The following is a 24,650-nucleotide window of genomic DNA, read 5'->3' as shown; positions in this document are numbered from 1 at the left end:
AATGCAGACATGACTGAACTGATACTGCAAGCCCTATATTCCGGGCTGCTGCAGGGGGGCTCCTACGCTCTCATTGCCCTGGGCCTGGCGCTGGTATTCGGTGCCATGCGGGTCATCAACCTGGCCCAGGGCGAGCTGGTGCTGCTGGCCGCCTACATTGCCTACTCGGTGGAATCCGGCCTTGGTCTCAATCCGGTGCTGGCCATTCCCATCGCGCTGGTGGTGGTGTGCCTGACCTCGGCCATCGTGTATTTCGTGGTCAGCCGCATCAAGAAGGACCGCGAGATCAATTCGCTCATCCTCACCTATGGCATCGGCGTGATCCTTACCAACGGCATGTTGCTGATCTGGAAGGCAGACATCCGTTCCACCAGTTCGGAATGGCTACAGGAAGCCTTCGTGCTCGGTCCCTTCTACAGCATGCGCAGCGAGGTGCTGTTCTTTGGTGTGAGCCTGCTGATGATGGCGGCGCTCTGGTGGTGGCTCTCGCGCAGCTGGTACGGCCGCGCGGTGCGTGCCGTCTCCAGCAATCGCGATGCGGCCAAGCTCATGGGCATCAACCCCGGCTATACCGAACTGGTGTCCTTCATCGTGGCGGGCGTGCTGGCTTCCTTCGCGGGGGTGGCACTGTTCAGTTATGGTGTCATCAGTCCAGCTTATGGCGGGGTGCTCACGGTCAAGGCTTTCATTATTACTGTGCTGGCCGGTGTGGGTTCGATTCCGGGCGTGCTCATCGGTGCGGTGCTGCTGGGCGTGGCCGAAGCGCTGACCGTGACGCTGGCCAGTTCGGCCTTGCAGGAACTGGCCGGCATGGGATTGTTCCTGCTGGTGCTGTTCATCATGCCCAACGGCTTGTTCGGCGTGCGGGCAAGGAGGGGATGAGACCATGACGATGAACAAGAACAAGCTGTCCGCTCTGGTGCTGCCGCTGTTGCTGGTCGCTGCCCCCTTGCTGCTGGCGCAGGATCACTACGTGATGAGCCTCATGGTGGCCGCCATGGTGATCGGCGGCATCGCGTTGTCATGGGCACTGCTGGGCAATCTGGGCGGCATGATCAGCTTCGGCCATTCTGCCTTCTTCGGGGTCGGGGCTTATACCTCGGCGGTATTGAGCATGAAATTCGGCGTCCCCGTACTGATCGCACTGCTGCTGGGCGGCGTCGGTGCGCTGGTGGCGGCGCTGGCGATGTTGCCGGTGCTGCGCCTGCGCGGACCGTATTTCGCGCTGGCCATTCTGGCGTATGCGCATATTTTCCGCATTCTGGCCACAGAGTGGACCTCCATGACGGGCGGCTCCGGCGGGCTCTCCAGCATCGCGCGCCTGCCCACGGTGATGGGGGTGGACTTGTCCAGCAAGATCGGTGCGTATTTCGTGATCCTGGTGATCGTGGCCCTCTTCGCCGTCATCTATGCCGCCGTGCGCGAGAGCCACCATGGGCTGGCGCTGCGTGCCATGCACGAGAGCGAGGATGCGACCCGCGTGGTCGGTGTCAACAGCACCGTGCTCAAGGGCATGATGCTGCTGCTGTCGGCCTTCATGTGCGGGGTGGTGGGCGCCTTCAATGCACACTACATCAGCTTCCTGGAACCGGACTACGCCTTCAGTGGCCTGTGGGTCACCATCCCCATCGTGGCGGCCATCTTCGGTGGTTATCGCAGCATCACCGGACCGGTGGTCGGTGCGGTGGTGGTCTACCTGCTGGATCAGCTGGTATTCAAGAACATCATCCCCTCCGGCCATCAGCTGGTGCTGGGCGCCTTGCTGGTGGCGATGATCGTCTTCAGTCCCGATGGCCTGCTGCCGCTGCTGCGCAAGCTGGGACGGGGCAAGGGCAACGGTGCAGGAGGTCAGCATGCTGCAACTTGAAAAAGTGTCGGTGCGTTTCGGTGGTCTCACCGCCGTCGATGAAGTCTCGCTGCAGGTCGGCACCGGCGACGTTGTCGGACTGGTCGGCGCCAATGGCGCGGGCAAGACCACGCTCTTCAACGCCATTTCCGGATTGGTGCGGCCCACGGGCGGGAGCATCCGCTTCGACGGCACCGATATCCTGAAGGCGCCGCTGCATCGCCGTGCGCGGCTGGGCATCGGACGCACCTTCCAGATTCCGCAGCCCATGCACGAACTGACGGTACGGCAGAACCTCATCGTGGCGCAGCGCTTTGCCACCGGTAAAGTGGATGCGGGCAGGATTGCCGAGGTGCTGGCCTTTACCGGCCTGGCCGAGAAGGCCGATCGCGATGCCGCCACCGGCCTGGCGCTGACCGAACTGAAGGCGCTCGAAGTGGCCAAGGCCCTGGCCACGCAGCCCAAGCTGCTCTTGCTCGATGAAGTGCTGGCCGGTCTGGAGACCAATGGCAAGCGGCGTTTCATGCAGATGCTCAAGGGTTTGCACGAAGCCTTCGCGGTGGGCATCGTCATCATCGAACACGACATCGAGACCATCAGCAACCTGTGCGCGCGCGTGGCCGTGCTCAACTTCGGGCAGCTCATCGCCGAGGGTACACCGGCGCAGGTGTTCAATGATCCGGCCGTCATCAAGAGCTACACGGGAGCCTGAATGCTTGAAGTCACCAAGCTGCGCGCCGGCTATGGCGCCATCAACGTGCTGTGGGATGTCTCGCTGACGGTGGGGCGGGGACAGCTGACCACCATCATCGGCCCCAATGGGGCCGGCAAGACCACGCTGCTGCGCGCGATCATGGGCCTGATCCCGATCGGGCAGGGGCAGGTCGCGCTGGAGGGGCGCGTGCTCAATGGCACGCCGACCTGGGAGATGTCCAAGGTCTCGATGGCGATGATCCCGGAAGGGCGCATGATTTTCCGTGCCATGAGCATCGAGGAAAACCTCATCGTCGGCGCCTTCGCCCCGCAGCATCGCGCCCGCGTGAAGGACAACCTGGAGCGCGCCTACACCATGTTCCCGCGCCTGCGCGAGCGGCGCCGCCAACTGGCCGGATCGCTCTCGGGTGGCGAGGCGCAGATGCTGGCCATGGCGCGCGGGCTGATGTCGGAGCCCAAGCTGCTCATTATCGATGAGCCCTCGCTGGGACTGGCACCGGTGGTGGTCAACGAACTCTTCGAGATCCTTGCCCGCCTGAAAGAAGAGGGGCGCACCATCATCCTGGTGGAACAGAACACCGAGCGCGCCGTGGGCGTGGCCGATCATGTCTATCTGATGCAGGGAGGCAAGGTGATCCTGTCGCAGCAGGCCGATCAGGTGGCGCTGGACCACCTGCATGATCTTTACTTCGCACGGTGAGGCGGGGGCCGCGATGTTCCTGCTTGCCCCTGCGCGGCAGGGTGAAGCTTTCTGTCAAAAACTGAGAGCGGCCCTCAGAAGCGCGGCTTGACGGTCTTCCAGTCGGGTTTGTACTTGCGCATCTGCCCCACGTCGTCGCGCTGGCGGATGCCGCATTCCAGGTAGAGCTGGTGCAGCTTGCGCAACTGTTCCGGGTCCACCTCCACGCCCAGGCCCGGTGCGTCAGTGATCTGTACGCAGCCGTTGCGAATGGGCAGCTTGCCGCCCCGGATGACTTCCTCGTCCGGCTCCTGCCAGGGATAGTGGGTATCGCAGGCATAGGAGAGATTCTCCACCGCTGCCGCCACATGCGACATCGCCATCAGGCTGATGCCCAGGTGCGAGTTGGAGTGCATCGACACGCCCAGGCCGAACACATCGCACATCTTGGCCAGTTGCTGGGTATCGCGCAGGCCACCCCAGTAGTGGTGATCGGCCAGGACGATCTGGACGCTGTTCAAGGCCACGCTGCGGCGCAGTTCATCGAAGTCGGTCACCACCATGTTGGTGGCCAGCGGCAAACCGGTGCGGCGGTGCAGTTCGGCCATGCCTTCCAGGCCGGGGGTCGGGTCTTCGTAGTATTGCAGATCGTCGCCCAGCAGTTCGGCCATGCGGATGGCCGTCTCCAGCGACCAGTTGCCGTTGGGGTCGATGCGCAGCGGGGCGTCGGGGAAGGCTTTCTTCAAGGCCTTGATGCAGGCTACCTCATGCTCGGGGTCCAGCGCGCCGGCCTTGAGCTTGATGCTCTTGAAGCCGTTTTCCTCGATCATCCTGCGCGCCTGCGCGACGATCTGTTCTTCGCTCAGCGCCTCGCCCCAGACGTCCGGTGCATAGGGGCTGTCGATGTGCCGGGCGTACTTGAAGAACAGATAGGCGCTGAACGGGATTTCCTTGCGCACCGCGCCGCCCAGCAAATCCACCAGCGGTACCTTCAGATAGCGTGCCTGCGCATCCAGGCACGCCACTTCGAAGGCCGAATAAGCGTTCGAGACGGCCTTGCCGGCATGCGAACCCGGTGCCAGTTCGGCGCCCGCATTGCTGGCCGGGGCCATCCTGGCGACTACGCCGCGCACGATGGCGCGCAGACCGTTGAGGTTGAACGGGTCCAGACCGATCAACCGGTCCTTGACCAGATCGAGGATCTTCAGCGCCGGTGCGTCTGCATAGCTTTCGCCCAGGCCGATGTGGCCGTTGTCCGTTTCGATCTCGATGATGGAGCGCAGCGCATAGGGTTCATGGATGCCGCTGGCATTCAAGAGCGGGCCATCCTTGAAGGCGATGGGCGTGACGGTGACGCGGGTGATTTTCATGTTGGACTTCCTATGATGTGCGGGAAACGGATTTGCTCTGTTGTTCAGCGCGAGGCGCCCGGCCCCGAGCGGGCCAGAAACACCACGCCGGCAGCCACCAGCGAGGTGATCGCCAGGCCCATCAGGCCGCCCTGGATGGAGCCGGTGCGCTGCTCCAGAAAGCCGAAGGCGGTCGGTGCAACGAAGCCGCCCAGGTTGCCGATGGAATTGATCAGCGCGATGACGCCGGCGGCGATGCGCGCATCCAGATACCCCTGCGGCAGTGGCCAGAACAGGGAAGAAGCCGCCTTGAAACCGACTGCCGCAAAGCAGATCGAGACGAAGGCGTAGACCGAGTCGCCAAAGGTGGAGGCGAACATGCCGATGGCTGCAATCACCAGCGCCGTTGCGGCCCAGGCCTGCTGGTGCTTGTAGCGGGCCGCCAGGGCGGCAAAGAGGTACATGGCGAGAATCGAAATCAGCCACGGAATGGAATTGAACAAACCGACCTGGAAATCGCTGAAGCTGCCCATCTTGCGGATGATGCTGGGCAGCCAGAAGGTGGCGCCATAGATGGTGAGCGAGATCGAGAAGTAGATGAAGCAGAAGATCAGGATCTGCGGATCGCGCAGCAGGCGCAACGATGACACATGTTCGGGTTTGTGCTTCAGGCGCTCGGCCTGTTCTACCACGATGGCGCGGGTGATGGCAGTGCGTTCCTGTTCGGTGAGCCATTTGGCGTCGCCGGGCATCGAATCCAGCCAGAACCAGACGAAGCCGCACAGCACCACCGAGGCCATGCCCTCGATGATGAACATCCATTGCCAGCCATGCAGGCCGCCGCCACCGAGTTGCAGCAGCCCGCCCGAGATCGGGCCGGAGAGAATGGACGCCAGTGCCGAGCCGGACAGGAAGATGGCCATGGCGCGTCCGCGCTCGCTGGCCGGCAGCCATTGCGTGAAGTAGTAGATCACGCCGGGGAAGAAGCCGGCCTCGGCTGCGCCCAGCAGGAAGCGCAGCACGTAGAAGGTGGTTTCGCTGTTGACGAATGCCATTGCGGTGGCCGCCAGGCCCCAGGTCGCCATGATGCGGGTGAGCCAGGCCTTGGCGCCGAAGCGTTGCAGCAGCAGGTTCGAGGGGACCTCGAAGATGGCATAGCCGACGAAGAACAGGCCGGCGCCCAGGCCGAAGGCGGCGGTGCCGATGCCCACATCGGTGGCCAGATGGCTGCGTACGAAGCCGATGTTGACGCGGTCAATGTAGTTGACGATGAACATCACCACGAATAGTGGCAACACCCGATGCTTGATCTTTCTGACCGCCTGCAACAGCAGGGAAGGTTCGGCCGCTGCGAAGGCGCTGGCCGATGGCTTGATGGTTTCCACGCATGTCTCCTGAATGGGAAGGGCGCTGCCGCCGGGCCTCTCCCGGGCCGTGCCGTCCAGACTCAACGGTCGTCATGCGTAGCGCGATGTGGTGCATTAAAACACTAATATATTAGTGCGTCAATGAGGCGAGGACGGGTATCATGCCGGGCAGGAGCGCGGGCTGATCGTTTATATGAAGCCTGCCAGTTTTGAGCTGAGGATTGTCTGCATGAGCACTGCCACCGAACCGATCACCATTACGATTCCGCCGCTGGACCGTTCACGGCACGCTGCGCCGCAGGTCTTCGAGCATCTGCGCGAACTCATCATCGGCATGCGCCTGGTACCGGGCACCGTGCTGCAGCGTGCGGAACTGGCCACGCAATACGGATTGAGCCAGACGCCGATCCGCGATGCACTCATCAAATTGGGCGAGGAGGGGCTGGTGGACATCTTCCCCCAGCATGCGACGGTGGTCAGCGCGATCAATGTGACGCAGGCGCGGCAGGCGCATTTCCTGCGGCGCTCCATCGAGCTGGAGATTGTCCATACGCTGGCGCGGCGCATTGATGGCGCGCTGGTGAAGCGATTGCGCGACAGCATCGAGGTGCAACGCGTATTGGCCGGGCGCGAGAACTACAGCGAGTTCGTGCTGGCCGATCAGGCCTTCCATCGCCAGATGTACGAGGCCGCGCAAGTGCCGGAGCTATGGGTGATGGTGCGGCGGCAGAGCGGCAACCTGGACCGCCTGCGCAATCTGCATGTACCCATTCCCGGCAAGGCCAAACGCGTGCTGCGCGATCACGCCGCGTTGGTCGATGCCCTCGCGGCGGGCGATGCGCCGACGGCACAGGCGGCGCTGCGCGAGCACCTGTCGGGCACCCTCACGCATCTGGAAGAGATCCGCGAGCGTTTCCCTCACTACCTCAAGGATTGAATGGCACGGCCAGCAGCCTGACGCCCATGAACAACGCCCCGCCATCTCACGATGGCGGGGCGTTGTTCATGATGCCGCTGAAACGGCGTTACCAGATCAGGCCTTGGATTTGCCGTCCTGCGCCTTGGCCGCAGCCAGTGCGGTCATGTTGATGACGCGGCGCACGGTGCTCGACGGGGTCAGCACGTGCACCGGGGCGGCGGCGCCCAGCAGGATGGGGCCGATGGTGGTGCCCTGACCGCTGCTGGTCTTCAAGACATTGAAGAGGATGTTGGCCGCATCCAGGTTGGGGCAGACCAGCACGTTGGCCGCACCGGTCAGAGCGCTGTCGGTCAGGCCCGCATTGTGGCGGATCTTCTCCGACAGGGCGGCGTCGCCATGCAGTTCGCCGGCGGACTCGACCTCCGGTGCCAGCTTCTTGAAGGCGTCATGCGCGGCGGCCATCTTGCGGGCCGAGGGGCGCGAGGAGCTGCCCCCGTTGGAGTGCGACAGGAAGGCCACCTTCGGCGGCACACCAAAGCGCGCGACCTCTTCGGCAGCGGCCTTGGCGATGCGGGCCAGCTGCTCGGCGTCCGGAGTGTCATTGACGTAGGTGTCGGTGATGAAGAGCGTCTGTTCCGGCAGCAGCACGGCGTTGAGGGCAGCGAATTCCTGCGCGCCGTCCTTCAGGCCAATCACCTTTTCCACATGGGCCAGATGGCCATCGTAGTTGCCATCGAGGCCGCACAGCATGGCATCGGCATCACCGGCCTTGACCATCAAGGCCGCCAGCAGGCTGGCGCTGGCGCGCACGTCGGCTTCGCTGCCATCCTTGTATTGGGCGGCGTACTGCGCCACGCGGGCATCGCTGGCCGGGTCGATCACTTGCACGTTCTGGCCGATCTTGATGCGCAGGCCGGCCTTCTTGATGCCGGCTTCGATGGCGGCGGGCTGGCCCACCAGGATCGGTGCGGCCAGGCCTTCGTCGGCCACGAACTGCACGGCGCGCAGTACGCGCTCATCCTGGCCTTCGGCGTAGACCACGCGTTGCGGCGCGACCTTGGCGGTATTGAAGACAGGCTGCATGAACATGCCGGTCTGGTAGATGAAGCGGGTCAGTTCTGCACGGTAGGCGTCGTAGTCCTGGATGGGGCGGGTGGCCACACCCGACTCGGCGGCGGCCTTGGCCACGGCGGGGGCGATCTTGAGGATCAGGCGCGAATCGAACGGGGTCGGGATCAGGTAGTCAGGGCCGAACACCAGTTCCTTGCCCGGATAGGCGGCGCTGACTTCGGCGCTGGTCTCGGCCTTGGCCAGGTCGGCGATCTGGCGCACGCAGGCCAGCTTCATGGCTTCGGTGATCTTGGTGGCGCCGCAGTCCAGCGCACCACGGAAAATGTAGGGGAAGCACAGCACGTTGTTGACCTGGTTCGGATAGTCCGAACGGCCGGTGGCGATGATGCAGTCGGGACGGACCGACTTGGCCAGTTCGGGACGGATTTCCGGTTCCGGATTGGCCAGCGCCAGGATGATGGGCTTGTCGGCCATGGTCTTGACCATCTCGGCAGTCAGCACGCCCGGGGCGGAGCAGCCCAGGAAGACGTCGGCACCATTGACCACATCGGCCAGGGTGCGTGCTTCGGTCTTGATGGCGTAACGCTGCTTGGAAGCGTCCAGGCCACCGGGGCGACCTTCATAGATGACGCCCTTGCTGTCGACCATGTAGACGTTCTCGCGCTTCACACCCAGGCCGATCATGACTTCCACGCAAGCGATGGCGGCCGCGCCCGCGCCGGAGACGGCGATCTTGACTGCGCCGATGTCCTTGCCGACCAGTTCCAGGCCGTTGAGCAGTGCCGCCGAAGAGATGATGGCGGTGCCGTGCTGGTCATCGTGGAAGACCGGGATGTTCATGCGGGCCGAGAGTTTCTGCTCGATGTAGAAGCATTCCGGGGCCTTGATGTCTTCCAGGTTGATGCCTCCCAGGGTCGGTTCCAGTGCGGCGATGATCTCGACCAGCTTGTCGGGGTCGTTCTCGGCCAGTTCGATGTCGAACACGTCCACGCCGGCGAACTTCTTGAACAGGCAGCCCTTGCCTTCCATCACGGGCTTGGAGGCCAGCGGACCGATGTTGCCCAGGCCCAGCACGGCGGTGCCGTTGCTGATGACGGCCACCAGGTTGCCGCGCGAGGTGTAGTCGAAGGCCTTCAGCGGATCGGCTTCGATGTCCAGGCAGGGATAGGCCACGCCCGGCGAATAGGCCAGCGACAGGTCGCGCTGGTTCGACAGGGGCTTGGTGGCGCGCACTTCGATCTTGCCGCGGGTCGGGGTACGGTGGTATTCGCGGGCGGCGTCACGCAGGAGTTGCTCGGCGGCGGAAATTTGTTGGGTCATGGTCTTCTTGAGGGGTTAAACGGTCCTGGACAAGCGGTCTGTGCAACGACGGGCGTCGGCGGCCAGCTTGCGCTGTTCTTGTTTCCTGGTCTTGAATGCGGCGGGCCGATCGGGAAGGATGGTGGATTCTCGTCGGTCCGGAGTGGGGTGCGGGAACCGCTGGCCAGTTCTGCCTGCCGGTGGTCCGCGCCTGCCTCCGCCCGCTCCGGGCTTGTGGCCGCTGGAACGGGTGCGGGGAGGGGGATATTACCTAAAAATTCACACTTCGGGTTTTTTGCGGCCATGCCGTTTGATATCAGGGGCCGCGTGCGGCTGTTACAAGCTGTTTCCAAGTTGACGATTGTTGACACAAATCTTCGGCTTCCGCGCGCGCATAATCATTCATACCGCGAAGATGAGGGCGCTTCAGGTCATCCACGTCAGCTGTTTCCATCGTTGTGTCTACAGTCTTCGTTTCAAACGCGATGCACGCGTTTTTCTTGGATTTTTCATTTTTCGTTGGGAGCCAGGCATCATGAGTCCGCAAGAAACACAAGCACTCCAGGATTTTCTCCAGCAATTGACGCAGGTGCAGGGCATCAGCAAGGATGCCCAGGCCGACGCCATGATCCAGGCGGCGGTGGCGCGCCAGCCGGATGCGGCTTACCTGCTCGTGCAACGGGCCTTGCTGATGGAGCAGGCCCTCAACGCCACCAAGGCGCAAGTGGCTGCGCTGCAAAGCCAGGTGCAGTCCTTGCAGGCCGGTGCGGCGGGCGGTGGGCGCGAGCCGGGCTTTCTGGATGGCAACGCCTGGGGGCATGCCCCGGCAGCTGCATCCGCCCGCCCGCAGGCTGCTGCGCCGGCTTATATGCCACCCCCGGCGCAAGCTTATGCTTCGCCTCAGCAGGCTGTGCCCGCTTATCAGGCCGCACCGGCTGCGGCGCCTTCCTCCGGATTCTTCGGCGGTGGCATGGGCAGCATGCTCGGCACCGTGGCGGCAACTGCTGCGGGGGTGGCCGGTGGTGCCTTCCTGTATCAGGGCATCGAACACCTGTTCAATGGCAGCGGCGGATCGGGGTTTGCGCACCAGAATGGCTTGAGTGCGCCGGTGGAGAATATCGAGAACACTACCGTCAACAACTATTACGGGAGCGATGGGGATCGCCAGTCCACTTTCGCCAGCAATGACAATGGTAGCGATTCCGGTAGCAGCAGCGACCTTGCCGATCTGAGCAATTTCGATCTGGATGACAGCGGAGGGTATGACGATTCGCTGGTGTGAGCCACGGCCAGTATCGTGAAAGCCTGCGTGAGCGGGCTTTTTTTTCGTTCTTCGGTTTTTCTTTCGTCCTTTCTCAGTGGGTGTCCGAACGTTTTCGCGCTTGACTTCCCGCGACACCCTTCATATCATGCGCATACATCGATGTATATACATACTTAACGCATCACCTGCTCTGCAGGTCAGCTTCCACCGGACATTCCATGAGCAAGGACATTTGCACCTGCGCCCCTCTGCGCCGTCTCACGCGCCGGATCACCATCATCTACGACCATCACCTGCAGGACAGTGAACTGAGCATCACCCAGTATTCGCTGTTGAGCCGCATCGGCCGCAAGGGCCCGATCGCCAACATCGTGCTGGCGCAGGACATGGGCATGGATCGCAGCACTCTGAGCCGTGCACTCAAGCCCCTGATGGCCGCCGGCTGGATCGAGACCGTGGACCTGCCCGAGGAGGCCCTGCTGGACAAGCGCTCCTTCGCGCTGCAGCTGTCGCGCCCGGGCCGCGCCAAGCTGGAAGAGGCCCGCCCGCGCTGGCGTCGCGCCCAGGACGAGATCGATCGCCGCCTCGGCCCCCAGCTTGCGCGTGAATTCAATGACCTCATCGAGGATGCCTACACCCGCCTGCAGGACGCCTGACGCGTCCGCTTGCCCGGTTTGAGCACCCTATGAAGATTGCTTCAGCCAACGATTTCCTCACACCCATCCTACAAGCTCGCACCGCCCTCCCGACTGGATCGCCATGAACAAACTGACCCAAACGCTGGCCAACGCCGTTGCGCCCCGCTTCCACTATGCCTGGGTGGTGGTGGGCGTGATCTTCCTCGTGCTGCTGTGTTCGGCCGGCATCCGCGCCACGCCCTCGGTGATGATCCTGCCGCTGGAGCAGGAATTCGGCTGGAATCGCTCCACCATCTCGGTGGTGATCTCGGTCAACATCGCGCTCTACGGTCTCATCGGTCCGTTCTCGGCAGCGGCGATGCAGCGCTTCGGCATCCGCCGTGTGGTGCTGGGGGCGCTGGTCCTGCTGGCCAGCGGGACCGCCTTGTCCACCCTCATGCACATGCCCTGGCACATGCTGCTGTCCTGGGGCTTGCTGGTCGGTGCCGGTACCGGCGTGGCCGCCAATACCCTGGGCGCCACCATCGTCAGTCGCTGGTTCGAAACCCGGCGCGGCCTGGCCATGGGCTTGCTGACCGCCAGCGCCGCCACGGGGCAGATGGTGTTCCTGCCGCTGATGGCCTCCATGGTGGGCAGCTATGGCTGGCGCTCGGTGGCTTTCCTGGTCTCGGCGGTGGCACTGCTGGCCATTCCGCTGGTGTGGTTGCTGCTGCCGGAAAACCCGGCTGCCATCGGCCAGAAAATGGTCGGCCAGACCAGCGATACTGCGGACGATGGCCGTTCCAGGCGCAATCCCCTGGCCATCGCCCTGGATGCACTGCGCAGTTCGGTGCGCATGCCCGATTTCTGGCTGCTGTTCATGAGCTTCTTCGTCTGCGGGCTCTCTACCAATGGCTACATCGGCACCCAGTTCATCGCCATGTGCAATGACTACGGCATCAATGAAGTCAGGGGCGCCTCCATCCTGGCCGCCATGGGCATGCTGGACCTGGTCGGCACCACGCTCTCGGGCTGGCTCTCGGATCGCTACAACCCGCGCGTGCTGCTGTTCTGGTACTACGGCCTGCGCGGCCTGGCGCTGATCTTCCTGCCGTACGCCTTCGGCCTGCAGTATTACGGGCTGACCATCTTCGCCATCTTCTACGGCCTGGACTGGATCGCCACGGTGCCGCCCACGGTGCGCCTGGCCAATGATGTCTTCGGTCGCCTGGCCGCGCCCATCGTGTTCGGCTGGATCGTGGCCGGGCACCAGCTGGGGGCCGCCACCGCCACTACCATCGCCGGCTACCTGCGCGCCACGCTGGGCAACTACACGTTGTCGTCGATCATGATGGGCGTGGCCTGCCTCATCGGGGCCGTGCTGGTTTTGCGCATCAAGGGCCATCAGGGGGCGCAGCCGCAAACGGCCAGCGCGTAAATTATTTCACCTGCCTCTTTTGGAGAAGGTCATCTTTCTTGTGGGAGATGACCTTTTTTTTCACATATCGGGCATTTGGTGCAATCGCGGAGACATCCGGGGGCGTGCGAGAATCGCTCATCGGCCAGCAGCGGTGCTGGCCTCCTATTGCTCGCTCGATGATGAACAAGACATTCCGGCAATCCCGGCAGCTCCCTTGCGCCATGCTGCCCGTCAAGCTTGCGCTGCTGGCCTGCGCGTTCGGCGTGGTGCCAGGCGCGCAAGCCACCCAGGCGCTCATGCCCGCCGTGGACAACAAGACTCCGCTGCTGCTGCCTGCGCAAGCCAGTGCGCGCCCGGCCTTTTTGGCGCGCGCCCAGCGTCGTTTCGATCAGGGCAGTCAGGGCCGCGAGGTGATAGGGGAGCTGCAGGGCGGCTTGTTCTGTAGCCGCAAGAACGAGATCGTCTGGAACCAGGGCAGTGCCGATGTCATGTTGCCGGCCAATGCGCTGTTCCAGCGCTTTCGCAACGAGTTGCAGCAGCATGGCTATCCGGTGCCGACGGCACCGGTCGAACCGCTGTTCGAGGAAAAAGGCGACGATGCCGCCGGCGAGCGTGCGCGCCCGGCTGATTTCAACCTGCAGGTGGGCGTGATCATCACGCAATTGCAGACCAATCTCTGCGCGAAGGGCGGCGACAGCTGGACTGGCGAAGCCTATATCCGGCTGGAATGGCAGGTGTTCGCACCCGAGCAGCGCAAGGTGATCTATCGCGCCACCACCGAAGGAGTGTTCCGCTCACGCGAGCGCAGCCTCGATGGCACCGCGCCGCCGATTCCGATGGAAGCCTTTGGGGTGGCGGTGCGCAACCTGCTGGCCGATCCCCGCTTCGCCCTGGCCTTGCAGTCCCCCTATGACAGCGTGGCCGCCGCCGCCAACGGCCGCGCCAGTGGTGAGGCCACGCGTGCCCCCGTCGCCTTGCCGCCGGGCAGTGCGCTGCCCATCGACAACCAGCCGACCGAACCCGGCGGGACCGAGATCGCCAGGCTGATGCCCGATCTGCGTTCGGCCGTGGTGACGGTGTTTGCTGAGCGGGGTTCCGGAACCGGCTTCTACATCGGCAGTTCCGGCTGGTTGCTGACCAACCAGCACGTGATCGGCCAGGCGCGCGCCGTGCGGGTACGCCTGCCGAGCGGACGCGAACTGCTGGCCGAGGTCGTGCGGGTGGATGCAGCGCGTGACATCGCGCTGCTCAAGACCGAAGCGCCGGGGGTACGACCGATGCCGCTGCGCACCGGCGAGCCGGGCATCGGCGAAGACGTCTATGCGCTGGGTTCCCCGCTGGGAGATGCGTTCAATGCCACGCTCACGCGCGGCATCCTCAGTGGTGTGCGCAAGGTGCGCGACCTGGAGTTCCTGCAGAGCGACGTGGCGATCCTGCCAGGCAGCAGTGGCGGGCCCCTGCTGGACAAGTCGGGCCAGGTGATCGGCATTACCGTGGCCGGGCTCGGCGCCAAGGGAATGGCCGGGATGAATTTCTTCATCCCGGTGGGCAGCGCCATCGAGCGCCTGCAACTGCAATTGCGGAACCCGGAGCCGCGCAAGCCTTGATCCGGTGCAGTCCGGCGCACCGGTGGCTGTTGGTATCGCTACCAGCGGCGATGCTAAAATGCCGCCCATGCCCGAACATAGTACCTTCCCCCCCGATTCCTCCGTGGTTGCGAACCGCAGCGCGCGCGACGACGACAGCACCGAACCGCGCCGTCGTGGTCCGCGCAAGAGTGCCGGCGGCATCACCCTGCGCGACGTGGCGCAGCTGGCCGGGGTGGCACCGATCACCGCCTCGCGGGCGTTGAACACACCGGCGGCGGTCTCGCCCAAGGTCTTGCAGAAGGTGCGCGAGGCGGTCGAGAAGACCGGCTACGTCCCCAACCTGCTGGCCGGTGGACTGGCCTCCAACAAGAGCCGCCTGGTGGCGGTGGTAGTGCCCACCGTCATCGGACCGGTGTTCCAGGAAATCGTCCACACCCTCACCGAAACCCTGGCGGCGGCCGGTTACCAGGTCATGCTGGGCCAGAGCGGTTACGAAAACTCGCGCGAAGATGCACTGCTCGAAGCCATCATCGGTCGTCGTCCCGATGGCGTGGTGCTCACCGGCATCATGCGTTCGGCCGAGGCGCGCAAACGTCTGCTGGCCAGCGGTATTCCGGTGGTGGAGACCTGGGACCTGACCCCCACGCCCATCGACATGCTGGTGGGCTTCTCGCACGAGGCCATCGGCCGGGAGGTGGCGCGCTACCTGCATGCGCGTGGTCGCCACAAGGTGGCCGTGGTGGGCGGACGCGATGAACGCAGCCAGCGGCGCATGAATGCCTTTGCCGACGAATGCGCGGCGCTGGGCATGCAGCAGGGCAGGGCCTGCGTGCCGATGTATCACGTCACTGCGCCCACCACACTGGGCCAGGGACGCCAGGGCCTGGCCGAACTGCTGCAGGCACGGCCCGACCTGGATGCCATCTTCTGCAGTTCCGACCTGCTGGCCTTGGGGGTGATGATCGAGGCGCAGAGCCGCGCGATTTCCATCCCCGGACAACTGGCCGTGGTCGGGTTCGGCGATCTCGAATTCTCCCGCGACCTGCAGCCGCGCCTGACCACCGTGCGCATCGATGGCACCGGCATCGGCCAGCGGGCAGCACGCTTCATCATCGACCGCGCCTCGGGCATCGAGGTCAATGAACGCATCGTCGATGTCGGCTTCTCCATCATTGCGCGCGACAGCGCCTGAGTTTCCCCCTCTCCCTTTCATCCTCGCCCTGCCGAGATTTTCATGATGCCTTGAGGCAACAGGAAATCGCCATTGACATCTCAATTTGGTACCGCTACCATTCTTTCATTCGAATTTGGTACCGCTACCAAATCACGTCCTATCTTTTCCGCAAGGGAGAACGCTTCTCATGACCCAGACTTCTGCTTCCGTAACGTCCTCGATGTCTTCGCCGGACCTGCACAAGGGGGCGCCGCGCGTGACCGCCATGCGCGTCATCCCGGTGGCCGGGCATGACAGCATGCTGTTGAACCTGTCCGGGGCGCACGGCCCGTATTTCACGCGCAACATCGTCATCCTCACCGATAGCGCGGGCAACACTGGCGTGGGCGAAGTGCCGGGCGGGGAGGGCATCCGCCAGACACTGGAGGATGCACGCGCACTGGTGGTGGGCCAGTCCATCGGTAACGTACAGGGCATCCTCAACCGTGCACGTACCGCATTTGCGGACCGCGATGTGGGCGGGCGCGGCCTGCAGACCTTTGACCTGCGCATCGCCATCCACGCGGTGACCGCGCTGGAGGCCGCCTTGCTGGATCTGCTGGGCAAGTTCCTTGACGTACCGGTGGCGGCCCTGCTGGGCGAAGGCCAGCAGCGTGACGAGGTGGAGATGCTGGGCTATCTCTTCTACGTGGGCGACCGCAACAAGACCGATCTGCCTTACCTGGCTGCGCCCGAGGCCGACGACGACTGGCTGCGTCTGCGCCATGAAGCCGCACTCACGCCGCAGGCCGTGGTGCGCCTGGCCGAGGCGGCCTATGCCCGCTATGGTTTCAATGACTTCAAACTCAAGGGCGGCGTCATGCGCGGCGAGGACGAGATCGCTGCCGTCACGGCCCTGGCCGAGCGCTTCCCCAAGGCGCGCATCACACTGGACCCCAACGGTGGCTGGCTGCTCAAGGATGCGATCCGCCTGTGTCGGGATCAGCACGATGTGCTGGCCTACGCGGAAGATCCTTGCGGCGCCGAGGACGGTTATTCGGGCCGCGAAGTGATGGCTGAATTCCGCCGTGCCACCGGCTTGCAGACCGCGACCAACATGGTGGCGACCGACTGGCGCCAGATGGGTCATGCGATCTCGCTGCAATCGGTGGACATCCCGCTGGCCGATCCGCATTTCTGGACCCTGCAGGGCTCGGTGCGCGTGGCACAGATGTGCCATGAGTGGGGCCTGACCTGGGGTTCGCATTCGAACAATCACTTCGATATTTCGCTGGCCATGTTTACGCACGTTGCGGCCGCGGCGCCCGGCAAGATCACGGCCATCGATACTCACTGGATCTGGCAGGACGGCCAGCACCTCACGCGTGATCCGCTGAAGATCATCGGGGGCAAGGTGCAGGTGCCGTGCAAGCCGGGCCTGGGCGTGGAGCTGGACATGGCGCAGGTGGAAGCGGCGCACCAGACCTATCGCAACATGGGGCTGGGCGCGCGCGATGACGCGGTGGCCATGCAGTACCTCATCCCGGGCTGGAAGTTCGATCCCAAGAAACCTTGCCTGGTGCGTTGAGCACGAACCTTCCTGTTTTTCAGCAGGGCCGCGACAAGAGCGCGCTGCAAGCGCCGGCGGCCTGAATTTTCTTTCATCCACCGTCAGTACGGGCTCAACAGAGGAGACAACCCGTGAATCCATCCCAGTCATCCCCCGCCGGCAACCTGGCGCTCACCTCGGCGGTGAGCAAGATCAAGTGGCGCATCCTGCCGCTGTTCGTGGCCATGTTCATCATCAACTACATCGACCGCGTCAACATCGGTTTCGTGCGCAGTCATCTCTCCACCGACCTGGGGATCGGTGCCGCCGCCTTCGGGCTGGGGGCAGGCCTGTTCTTCGTCGGCTATGCGATCTTTGAAGTCCCTTCCAACATGCTGCTGCAACGCTATGGCGCCCGCGCCTGGTTGACGCGCATCATGTTCACCTGGGGCCTGGTGGCGGCCTGCATGGCCTTCGTGCAGAGCGAGACCAGTTTCTATGTCATGCGCTTCCTGCTGGGAGTGGCCGAGGCCGGATTCTTCCCGGGCGTGGTGTATTACTTCACGCAATGGCTGCCCAACCATGAGCGCGGCCGGGCGATGGCCATCTTCCTGTCGGGGTCGGCGATTGCCTCCATCCTCTCCGGCCCGATCACCGGCGCGCTGTTGCTCATCGAGGGCGGCGGACTGCATGGCTGGCAGTGGATGTTCATCATTGAAGGTGCGGCATCGATGGTGTTCTGCGTGGTGGTGTGGCTGGTGCTGGACTCGAGTCCGCGCGATGCGAAGTGGCTCTCTGCGGAGCAACGCGAGGCACTGGCTACGGTCATCGCGGCCGAGCAGGAGCAACGCGCGGCCAATCGTCCGGCGCATGTGTCGGCGCTGACACTGCTGCGCGATCCGCAGATCGTGTTGTTCTGCCTGATCTATTTCGCCATCCAGCTGACCATTTACGGTGCGACCTTCTGGTTGCCGACCATCATCAAGAAGATGGGGCACTTCAATGATTTCCAGGTGGGCCTGTTCAACACGATCCCATGGATCGTGGCCATTGGAGCGATGTATCTCTTCGCGGTGCTGGCGGCGCGGCACAAGAAGCCGCAGATGTGGGTGGCCACGGCATTGGTGATTTCGGCCGTCGGCATGGCCATCTCGGCCTCGACCGGTCCGGTGATCGGCTTCGCGGCAGTGTGTTTCGCCGCCCTCGGGTTCAAGGCAGCCTCGTCGCTGTTCTGGCCGATTCCGCAAGCCTACCTGGATGCCCGCATCGCAGCAGCGGTGCTGGCACTGGTCAATTCGCTGGGCAACCTGGGTGGCTTCTTCGCGCCGGCGACCTTCGGCTATCTGGAGCAGAAGACCGGTTCCATCGAGGGCGGTCTGTATGCCTTGTCGGCAGCCTCGCTGGTGGCGGCGGTGCTGGTGTTCCTGGCCCGTACGCGGCCTTCGGCGCAGGATGGCGGTGATGCGGTTCAGGCACAGGGCGAGGCGGTGACCAAGCGCGCGGCCTGAGCGCTTCACAGTATTGGTTTCTCCGAGGTCTTTCCTCGTTTGCCCCGTGTCTCTGGTGGTAGCCAGAGGCCGGGGCATCTTTGTATATAAAGATCAGAACCGGTCCAGGAGGTCGTGTTCTGCATTTTGCGGCGGGAATTCTCCATAAATTACGATGAACAATTGGTCTGCTTCGGTCTGCGGCGAGCATACCGGACCCGGCAAAACTATAATGGCACCCTGCAATCCGCCATCACGGCGGAACAGTCGCCGCCTCCCCGGTGGCGGGACATCAAGGCAGCATGGCCATGGACACCCTCTATCACCTGATCGAGCAATACGGTCTGATCCTCGTTTTCGTCAACGTGCTGGTCGAGCAGTTGGGCGCGCCGGTGCCGGCATACCCCACGCTGATCATCACCGGCGCGCTCTCGGCCACTGGCCGCTATTCGCCGGCGCTGTTGCTGCTGCTGGCGGTGAGCGCGGCACTGATCGCCGACTACTGCTGGTATCTGGCCGGGCGCCGTTATGGCCGCCGGATCATGACGCGGCTGTGCCGTATTTCGCTCTCGCCGGATTCCTGCGTGCGTCAGACCGAATCGATCTACCTGCGCTGGGGCGCGCGTTCGTTGCTGCTGGCCAAGTTCATTCCGGGATTCGCCTCGATCGCCAGCGCGCTCTCCGGCACCATGGGTACGCGCCGCCTCAGCTTCGTATTGTGGGATGCGGCAGGGAGTGCCCTGTGGGCAGGACTGGGGATTTTTCTCGGGTCGCTGTTCAGCTCGGCGGTGGATGATCTGCTCAACGTGCTGGCCGAGTTGGGCCACTACGGCATGCTCATGATTGCCGTGGCGCTGGCTGCCTTCGTGGCCAACCGTTGGTGGCAGCGTCGGCGTTTTCGCAAGTCGCTGGAGATGGCGCGCATCTCGGTCGATGAGTTGAATACCCTGCTCGAAGAGGGCAATGCGCCCACCATCATCGATGTGCGCTCGCCGATGTCGCAGCAGGATGGTCGCATTCCGGGGGCGCTGACGATCTCCAACCAGGAGATCCAGACCTTCGTCTTCGATGGCCCTGTCGAGGGCGAGGTGGTGGTCTATTGCGCCTGTCCCAATGAAGCTTCGGCGGCCATGGTGGCGCGCCAGCTGATGCGGCGCGGCTATACGCGGGTGCGTCCGCTGACCGGCGGCATCGATGCCTGGCGCGCGGCGGGCTACGCCATCGACGTCTGAATCGCGGTGCCCTGGCGGATGGTCTTGGTGACCGGGGTCTTTTCGCAGATCTCGGCCAGGCGGGTCAACTGCTCTTGAGTGAGCGTATTGCCGAAGCTGATCTTGCGGGTGATGGTTTCCAATCCGCTGTCGTCTCGCCCGAAGTGGGCATCCACCGAAATGCTGCCCAGGTCCCAGCCCTTGCGGTCGGCATACATGCGTAGCGTCAGCGAGGTGCAGGAGGCCAGTGCGGCCAGCAGCAATTCATACGGGGCCGGGCCGGTGTCCTTGCCGCCATTGCTTTCGGGTTCATCGGACTTGAGCTGGTGGATGCGCGCCTTGATGTCCTGGGCGTAGCCGGCGGCATTGTGCAGGGTGACGTGGGCCATGAGGGTCTCCATTGGGGGAAGTGATCAATGTGACCGGTGATTGTGTCACAAGCCTCACACCAGCGTGCGCACCGAATTGGAAATCGACCGCGCGCATTCCAGCACCAGCGGGCCCAGCTTCTTCTCGGCATCCTCCACGCTCCAGCGGCTGGTCGGCGCCACCACGTGGACCGACGCCACCGGCCTGCGCTCGCTGTTGAACACCGGCGAGGCGATGGTCATATCCCCCAGGAACAATTCCTCCCGGTTGCTGGCAAAGCCGCGTTCGCGGATGGTGTCCAGGAGCTGCAGGATGTCTGCCACGTCGGTGCGGGTGTGCGGGGTGTGCACCGTGCGTTCGCTGGACTCCAGGATGGCCTGCGCCTCGGCCGGGTCAAGCCCGCTCAGGTAGGCGCGGCCCGAGGCCGTGCAATACATCGGGATGCGGCTGCCGATGGGCATGTGGATGGGGATGAACTTGCTGGCCACGAAGCGCGCGACGTAGACCATTTCGCAGTCGTAGGGCTCGGTGAGATTGACGGTCTCGCCGGTGATGTTGGCCAGTTCCGACAGAAAGGGATTGGCCACGTCCACCAGGATGTCGGCGGCCAGATAGTTGTAGCCCACCTCCATGACCTTGGGGGTGAGCTGGTAGCGCCGCGTCTTGGGGTGCTTGCAGACATAACCCAGCATTTCCAGCGTATGCACCATGCGTTGCGCCGAACTCTTGGAGATGCCCGTGGCACTGGCGACGTCGCCCAGCGTCATGGTGCGGTGCTGGGCGTCGAAGGCGCGCAGCACGGCCAGGCCCTTTTCCAGCGATTGATTGAACAGCAGGTCCGATGCGGTCTCGTCGGGCTCGTTCATGCGCGCTCCTGGGAGAGTGAGTAAGGCCTCGATTCTACGATAATTCACATCATGCGTATCGAATATCGATACATAAATATCTATTGACGATTCAAGTAAATTAAATATACTTATTTCAACGCGTCATATTGATATTCAAGCCCTGCATCGAGGCCATACCGGGCAGTCCGATGCAAGGCCGCTTCCAGTGTTGCAGCATCCGGTTCCGTGAGGGGCCGCCGCAGTCCTTGCATGTCCACGCACCGCCGAGGGTTCTCCAGCACCGTCGCGCGGACTTCCAGCTGTCCATTCTGATCGCGCCTGGTCGCGGTCTCGCGTCAAAGGGGAGTCGTATGAAGCCGTTCCATTGCCTTTTCAAACACCTGGTGGGCGGCATCGCCCTGGTCGCCACGCTGGGCATCGCGCCCGCCGTGGCGCAGTCCAGCTACAACGTGGGGGCCACATCCACGGGGGTGCCGTTCACCTTCCTCGATATCAAGACCAACAAGCTGCAGGGCATGATGGTCGATACCGTCACTGCCGTGGGCAACAAGGCCGGATTCACGGTCAACATCCAGCAGACGCCCTTTGCCGCGCTGATCCCGTCGCTGACCGGGAACAAGATCGACATCATCGCCGCCGCCATGTTGAAGACCGAGGCACGTGCCCAGATCGTGGACTTCAGCGATCCGGTGTATTCCTATGGCGAGGGCCTGTTCGTCAATGCCCAGGATAACAAGAGCTACAAGACCCTCGATGATCTCAAGGGCGAGATCGTCGGCGCCCAGGTCGGTACCGTGTTCGTGGATGCCTTGAACAAGAAGGGTGGTTTCAAGGAAGTGAAGACCTATGATTCGGTGGCCGACATGATGCGCGACGTCGGCCTGGGCCGCATCAAGGCAGGCTTCGCTGATCGTCCCATCGTGGCCTACCAGTTGTCGCAAGGCGCCAATGCGCAGGTGCGCCTGGTCAAGGAGTACCAGTCCACGCTCATGGGTGATGTCTGCCTGGTCATCCGCAAGGGCGACCCCAAGCTCATGGAGCGCTTGAACAAGGCCATCGCCGAACTCAAGGCCGATGGCACGCTGGCGCGCATCGTGGAGCAGTGGAAGCTGAACTGATCCCGCCGATCACCGTCGTCAGCAGCGGTGGTGCCGCTCCACCGGCGCCCCGCTTGCTTCTTCCCATCCTCACCGTCCGTCTGCGCCCATGCTCCTGCACACCGTGCTGGACTTCCTGCCCATCGTCCTCCAGGGAGCGCTGGTCACCGTGGAAGTCACGATCTGTTCCTTCCTGCTCAGTTCACTGATCGGACTGCTACTGGCCTTGTTGAAGGTCTCGCGCCTGAAACCGGTAGCGCTGGCCGGCGCCACCATCATCAACATCATCCGCGGGCTGCCCATCATCGTGCAGCTGTTCTACATCTACTTCGTGCTGCCGGAGATCGGTATCCAGTTCTCGGCCTTCCAGGCGGGCGTGATCGGTTTGGGAATCGCCTATTCGGCCTATCAGGCCGAGAATTTCCGCGCCGGTATCGAGGCGGTGGATGTGGGGCAGATCGAGGCAGCGCAATCGATCGGCATGCGCGGCCCGCTGATCATGCGCCGCGTGATCCTGCCGCAGGCCTTTCGCATTGCCTTGCCGCCCTATGGCAATACGCTGGTGATGATGCTCAAGGATTCCTCGCTGGTGTCGACCATCACGGTGCTGGAGATGACCCGGGCCGGCCAGATGATTGCCTCCAGTACCTTCCAGAACATGACGGTCTATACCACCGTGGCGGTCCTGTACCTGATGCTGTCGCTGCCGCTGGTGTTCCTGATCCGGCGTCTGGAGATTCGTTATGGCAAGGGGAGGGCGCGATGATCGAGGTCAAGCGTATTTCGAAGTGCTTCGGCCAGCACGAAGTGCTCAAGGATGTGTCGCTCTCGGTGGCCGAGGGCGAGGTGGTTTGCCTGATCGGCCCGTCCGGCTCGGGCAAGTCGACCGTGCTGCGTTGTATCAACGGGCTGGAGTCCTACGAGCGCGGCGATATCCTGATCGACGGCCAGCGTGTCGATCGCAATGGCGCCCACATCCACCGTCTGCGTACCCGCGTGGGCATGGTGTTCCAGCGCTTCAACCTGTTCCCGCATCGCACCGTGCTGGAGAACGTCACCGAGGGACCCATATTCGTCAACCGCGTGCCGCGCGAACAGGCGCGGGCGCAGGCCATGGCGTTGCTGGACAAGGTCGGGCTGGCGTCGCGCTGTGATGCCTATCCGTCCCAGCTTTCCGGTGGCCAGCAGCAGCGTGTGGCCATTGCCCGCTCGCTGGCCATGCAGCCTGAAGCGATCCTGTTCGACGAGCCCACCTCGGCGCTGGATCCTGAACTGGTGGGCGAGGTGCTTGCAGTGATGCGCACGCTGGCCGCCGATGGCATGACCATGATCGTGGTCACGCACGAGATGGGGTTTGCCCGCGAGGTGGCCGACCGCGTGTGCTTCCTGCACAGCGGCAGCATCGTCGAGTCCGGCGCGGCAGCGCAGGTGCTGTCTGAACCACAGCATGCGCGCACGCAGGATTTCCTGCGGCGCGTGATCGGCAAGTGAGAGTGAGGCCTGGTCCATGACACAGCAATTGAACGCGGCTTTTCCACCTTCGTTATGGGAAGCCACCGGCGGTGACCCGCTCAAGACTCCGCCGCTGCAGGCCAGCGCACGCTATGACGTGGCCATCGTCGGCGCCGGCTACACGGGGCTATCCACCGCCCTGCATTTGGCCGAGGCAGGGGTGTCGGTGTGCGTGCTGGATGCCCATGCCCCGGGCTGGGGCGCATCCGGCCGCAACGGCGGGCAGGTCATCCCCGGCCTCAAGTACGACCCCGACCAGTTGCGGGTGATGTTTGGCAGTGCGGTTGCCGATCCCCTGATTGCGGCGATTGGCTCGGCAGCCGATACGGTGTTTGACCTGATCGGGCGTCATGGTATCGATTGTGAAGCCCAACGTGGCGGCTGGATCCAGCCCACGCATTCTTCCAAGGTGATGCGCGCGCTGGAGTCACGTGCGCGTCAGTGGATGGCCGAGGGCGCGCCGGTCCGGCTGATGGATGGCGCCGAAGTGACACGCCGCATCGGTACCGGTGCCTATGTCGGAGGATGGAAGGATGAGCGCGCCGGCAGCCTGCATCCCTTGAAATATTGCCGGGGACTGGCGCAGGCGGCGCAGCGGCTGGGGGTGATCATCCACGGTGATACGCCGGTGGCGAGCCTGGAACGCCGTGAGGGCGGCTGGCGCTTGCATGCCGCGCAGGGCCCGCATATCGATGCCGACCGCGTGGTTCTGGCCACGAATGGCTATACCGATGACTTGTGGCCGCACCTGCGCCAGTCGGTGATCGCCGCCAACAGTTTCATCGTCGCTACCCGGCCGCTGCCGCCCGAGCTGGGGGCCAGCATCTTGCCTGGCGGCGAAGTGACCTCGGATTCGCGCCGCTTGCTGCTGTATTACCGGCGCGATGCGCAGGGCCGCCTGCTCATGGGCGGACGCGGCCCCTTCCGTGAACCGTGCGGGCCGGCGGACTTCGCCCACCTGGAGCGCTCGGTGGCCCTGCTGTTTCCGCAACTGGCCGGGGTGGAGTTTGAATACCGCTGGTCGGGGCGGGTGGCCATCACGCGCGACTTCCTGCCGCATGTGCATGAGCCGGCTGCCGGCTTGAGCATCGCGCTGGGTTACAACGGCCGTGGCATCGCCATGGCCAGTACCATGGGGCGCTGCCTGGCACAGCGCCTGACCGGGCAGGCGGGGACGTTGTTTCCCTTCCCCGTCAGTACCATCCAGCCGATTCCCCTGCATGGCTTGCAGCGGTTCTATATCGCCGCCGGTGTGGCCTGGTACAGCGTGCTGGATCGCTTCTCCTGAAC

Annotated in this window: 22 protein-coding genes; 17 read left to right on the top strand and 5 right to left on the bottom strand. The window is 63.8% G+C overall.

Translation table 11 applies throughout. The features are described 5' to 3' along the window. Positions 1-9 precede the first annotated feature (9 nt). Genes HWE01_RS20960 through HWE01_RS20945 form a run of 4 tightly spaced genes read left to right on the top strand, consistent with a single transcriptional unit; the run spans position 10 to position 3,260 of the window. Entirely contained in the window at positions 10-882 is an 873-nt protein-coding gene (locus HWE01_RS20960) for a branched-chain amino acid ABC transporter permease (RefSeq protein ID WP_008326334.1), read from the top strand. Between the two features lie 4 nt (positions 883-886). Then, entirely contained in the window at positions 887-1,867 is a 981-nt protein-coding gene (locus HWE01_RS20955; protein WP_241822768.1) for a branched-chain amino acid ABC transporter permease, read from the top strand. Further along, positions 1,854-2,558 (top strand): ABC transporter ATP-binding protein, encoded by a 705-nt coding sequence (locus HWE01_RS20950; protein ID WP_008326342.1) that lies wholly within the window; start codon positions 1,854-1,856, stop codon positions 2,556-2,558. The genes HWE01_RS20955 and HWE01_RS20950 overlap by 14 nt, the downstream gene beginning before the upstream one ends. Continuing rightward, positions 2,559-3,260 (top strand): ABC transporter ATP-binding protein, encoded by a 702-nt coding sequence (locus tag HWE01_RS20945; protein ID WP_008326344.1) that lies wholly within the window; start codon positions 2,559-2,561, stop codon positions 3,258-3,260. It abuts the gene before it with no gap. Between the two features lie 74 nt (positions 3,261-3,334). Here HWE01_RS20945 and HWE01_RS20940 read toward each other — a convergent pair whose 3' ends face one another. Together HWE01_RS20940 and HWE01_RS20935 are read right to left on the bottom strand one after the other, a co-directional pair. Then, a complete protein-coding gene (locus HWE01_RS20940) occupies positions 3,335-4,609 on the bottom strand; it encodes a glucarate dehydratase family protein (protein ID WP_241822767.1) in 1,275 nt (424 codons plus the stop codon). Between the two features lie 44 nt (positions 4,610-4,653). Beyond that, positions 4,654-5,973 carry an MFS transporter gene (locus tag HWE01_RS20935; protein ID WP_241822766.1) on the bottom strand — a complete coding sequence of 440 codons (1,320 nt, stop codon included), beginning with the start codon at positions 5,971-5,973 and terminating at the stop codon, positions 4,654-4,656. A 211-nt stretch (positions 5,974-6,184) separates the two neighbouring features. On the opposite strand from HWE01_RS20935, the gene HWE01_RS20930 reads away from it, so the two are divergent. Next, positions 6,185-6,892 carry a GntR family transcriptional regulator gene (locus HWE01_RS20930; RefSeq protein ID WP_008326349.1) on the top strand — a complete coding sequence of 236 codons (708 nt, stop codon included), beginning with the start codon at positions 6,185-6,187 and terminating at the stop codon, positions 6,890-6,892. Positions 6,893-6,988: 96 nt separating this feature from the next. On the opposite strand, the gene HWE01_RS20925 is transcribed toward HWE01_RS20930, so the two are convergent. Next, entirely contained in the window at positions 6,989-9,265 is a 2,277-nt protein-coding gene (locus HWE01_RS20925) for an NADP-dependent malic enzyme (protein WP_008326352.1), read from the bottom strand. 514 nt (positions 9,266-9,779) lie between these two features. Between HWE01_RS20925 and HWE01_RS20920 the strand changes: the two genes are divergently transcribed. From HWE01_RS20920 to HWE01_RS20885, 8 genes are all read left to right on the top strand, one after another. Then, positions 9,780-10,526 carry a DUF2076 domain-containing protein gene (locus tag HWE01_RS20920; protein WP_241822765.1) on the top strand — a complete coding sequence of 249 codons (747 nt, stop codon included), beginning with the start codon at positions 9,780-9,782 and terminating at the stop codon, positions 10,524-10,526. A 200-nt stretch (positions 10,527-10,726) separates the two neighbouring features. Further along, entirely contained in the window at positions 10,727-11,164 is a 438-nt protein-coding gene (locus HWE01_RS20915; RefSeq protein ID WP_241822764.1) for a MarR family winged helix-turn-helix transcriptional regulator, read from the top strand. Between the two features lie 103 nt (positions 11,165-11,267). Next, entirely contained in the window at positions 11,268-12,563 is a 1,296-nt protein-coding gene (locus HWE01_RS20910; RefSeq protein WP_175344660.1) for an MFS transporter, read from the top strand. Positions 12,564-12,766: 203 nt separating this feature from the next. Continuing rightward, entirely contained in the window at positions 12,767-14,152 is a 1,386-nt protein-coding gene (locus HWE01_RS20905) for a S1C family serine protease (protein ID WP_237713508.1), read from the top strand. Positions 14,153-14,210: 58 nt separating this feature from the next. Further along, entirely contained in the window at positions 14,211-15,326 is a 1,116-nt protein-coding gene (locus HWE01_RS20900; protein WP_241822763.1) for a LacI family DNA-binding transcriptional regulator, read from the top strand. 169 nt (positions 15,327-15,495) lie between these two features. Beyond that, entirely contained in the window at positions 15,496-16,875 is a 1,380-nt protein-coding gene (gene gudD / locus HWE01_RS20895) for a glucarate dehydratase (protein ID WP_241822762.1), read from the top strand. 113 nt (positions 16,876-16,988) lie between these two features. Then, a complete protein-coding gene (locus HWE01_RS20890; RefSeq protein WP_241822761.1) occupies positions 16,989-18,344 on the top strand; it encodes an MFS transporter in 1,356 nt (451 codons plus the stop codon). A 287-nt stretch (positions 18,345-18,631) separates the two neighbouring features. Further along, positions 18,632-19,555: a DedA family protein/thiosulfate sulfurtransferase GlpE gene (locus HWE01_RS20885; RefSeq protein ID WP_241822778.1), complete on the top strand. Its 924-nt coding sequence runs from the start codon at positions 18,632-18,634 to the stop codon at positions 19,553-19,555. On the opposite strand, the gene HWE01_RS20880 is transcribed toward HWE01_RS20885, so the two are convergent. After that, the gene (locus tag HWE01_RS20880; protein ID WP_008326374.1) at positions 19,537-19,923 is read right to left on the bottom strand and encodes an OsmC family protein; all 387 of its coding nucleotides are present in this window, start codon (positions 19,921-19,923) and stop codon (positions 19,537-19,539) included. The two genes, HWE01_RS20885 and HWE01_RS20880, sit on opposite strands and share 19 nt — an antisense overlap. Positions 19,924-19,977: 54 nt before the next feature. Beyond that, positions 19,978-20,769: an IclR family transcriptional regulator gene (locus HWE01_RS20875; RefSeq protein WP_241822760.1), complete on the bottom strand. Its 792-nt coding sequence runs from the start codon at positions 20,767-20,769 to the stop codon at positions 19,978-19,980. A gap of 332 nt (positions 20,770-21,101) precedes the next feature. Between HWE01_RS20875 and HWE01_RS20870 the strand changes: the two genes are divergently transcribed. The 4 genes from HWE01_RS20870 to HWE01_RS20855 all read left to right on the top strand — a co-directional run bounded on the left by HWE01_RS20870 (position 21,102) and on the right by HWE01_RS20855 (position 24,648). Beyond that, positions 21,102-21,869 (top strand): ABC transporter substrate-binding protein, encoded by a 768-nt coding sequence (locus tag HWE01_RS20870; protein ID WP_008326387.1) that lies wholly within the window; start codon positions 21,102-21,104, stop codon positions 21,867-21,869. An 88-nt stretch (positions 21,870-21,957) separates the two neighbouring features. Beyond that, positions 21,958-22,614 carry an amino acid ABC transporter permease gene (locus tag HWE01_RS20865; protein ID WP_241822759.1) on the top strand — a complete coding sequence of 219 codons (657 nt, stop codon included), beginning with the start codon at positions 21,958-21,960 and terminating at the stop codon, positions 22,612-22,614. Next, complete coding sequence (locus HWE01_RS20860) at positions 22,611-23,339, top strand: amino acid ABC transporter ATP-binding protein (RefSeq protein WP_241822758.1); 729 nt, start codon at positions 22,611-22,613, stop codon at positions 23,337-23,339. The genes HWE01_RS20865 and HWE01_RS20860 overlap by 4 nt, the downstream gene beginning before the upstream one ends. A 16-nt stretch (positions 23,340-23,355) precedes the next feature. Further along, the gene (locus tag HWE01_RS20855; RefSeq protein WP_241822757.1) at positions 23,356-24,648 is read left to right on the top strand and encodes an NAD(P)/FAD-dependent oxidoreductase; all 1,293 of its coding nucleotides are present in this window, start codon (positions 23,356-23,358) and stop codon (positions 24,646-24,648) included. Positions 24,649-24,650: the final 2 nt, after the last annotated feature.

The sequence above is a fragment of the Herbaspirillum sp. C7C8 genome (genome assembly GCF_022627875.1).
In the GTDB taxonomy this organism is placed as follows: Bacteria; Pseudomonadota; Gammaproteobacteria; order Burkholderiales; family Burkholderiaceae_D; genus Herbaspirillum.
The sequence above is the reverse complement of the archived record's forward strand: the minus strand, read 5'-3'. Positions and strand labels throughout refer to the sequence as shown.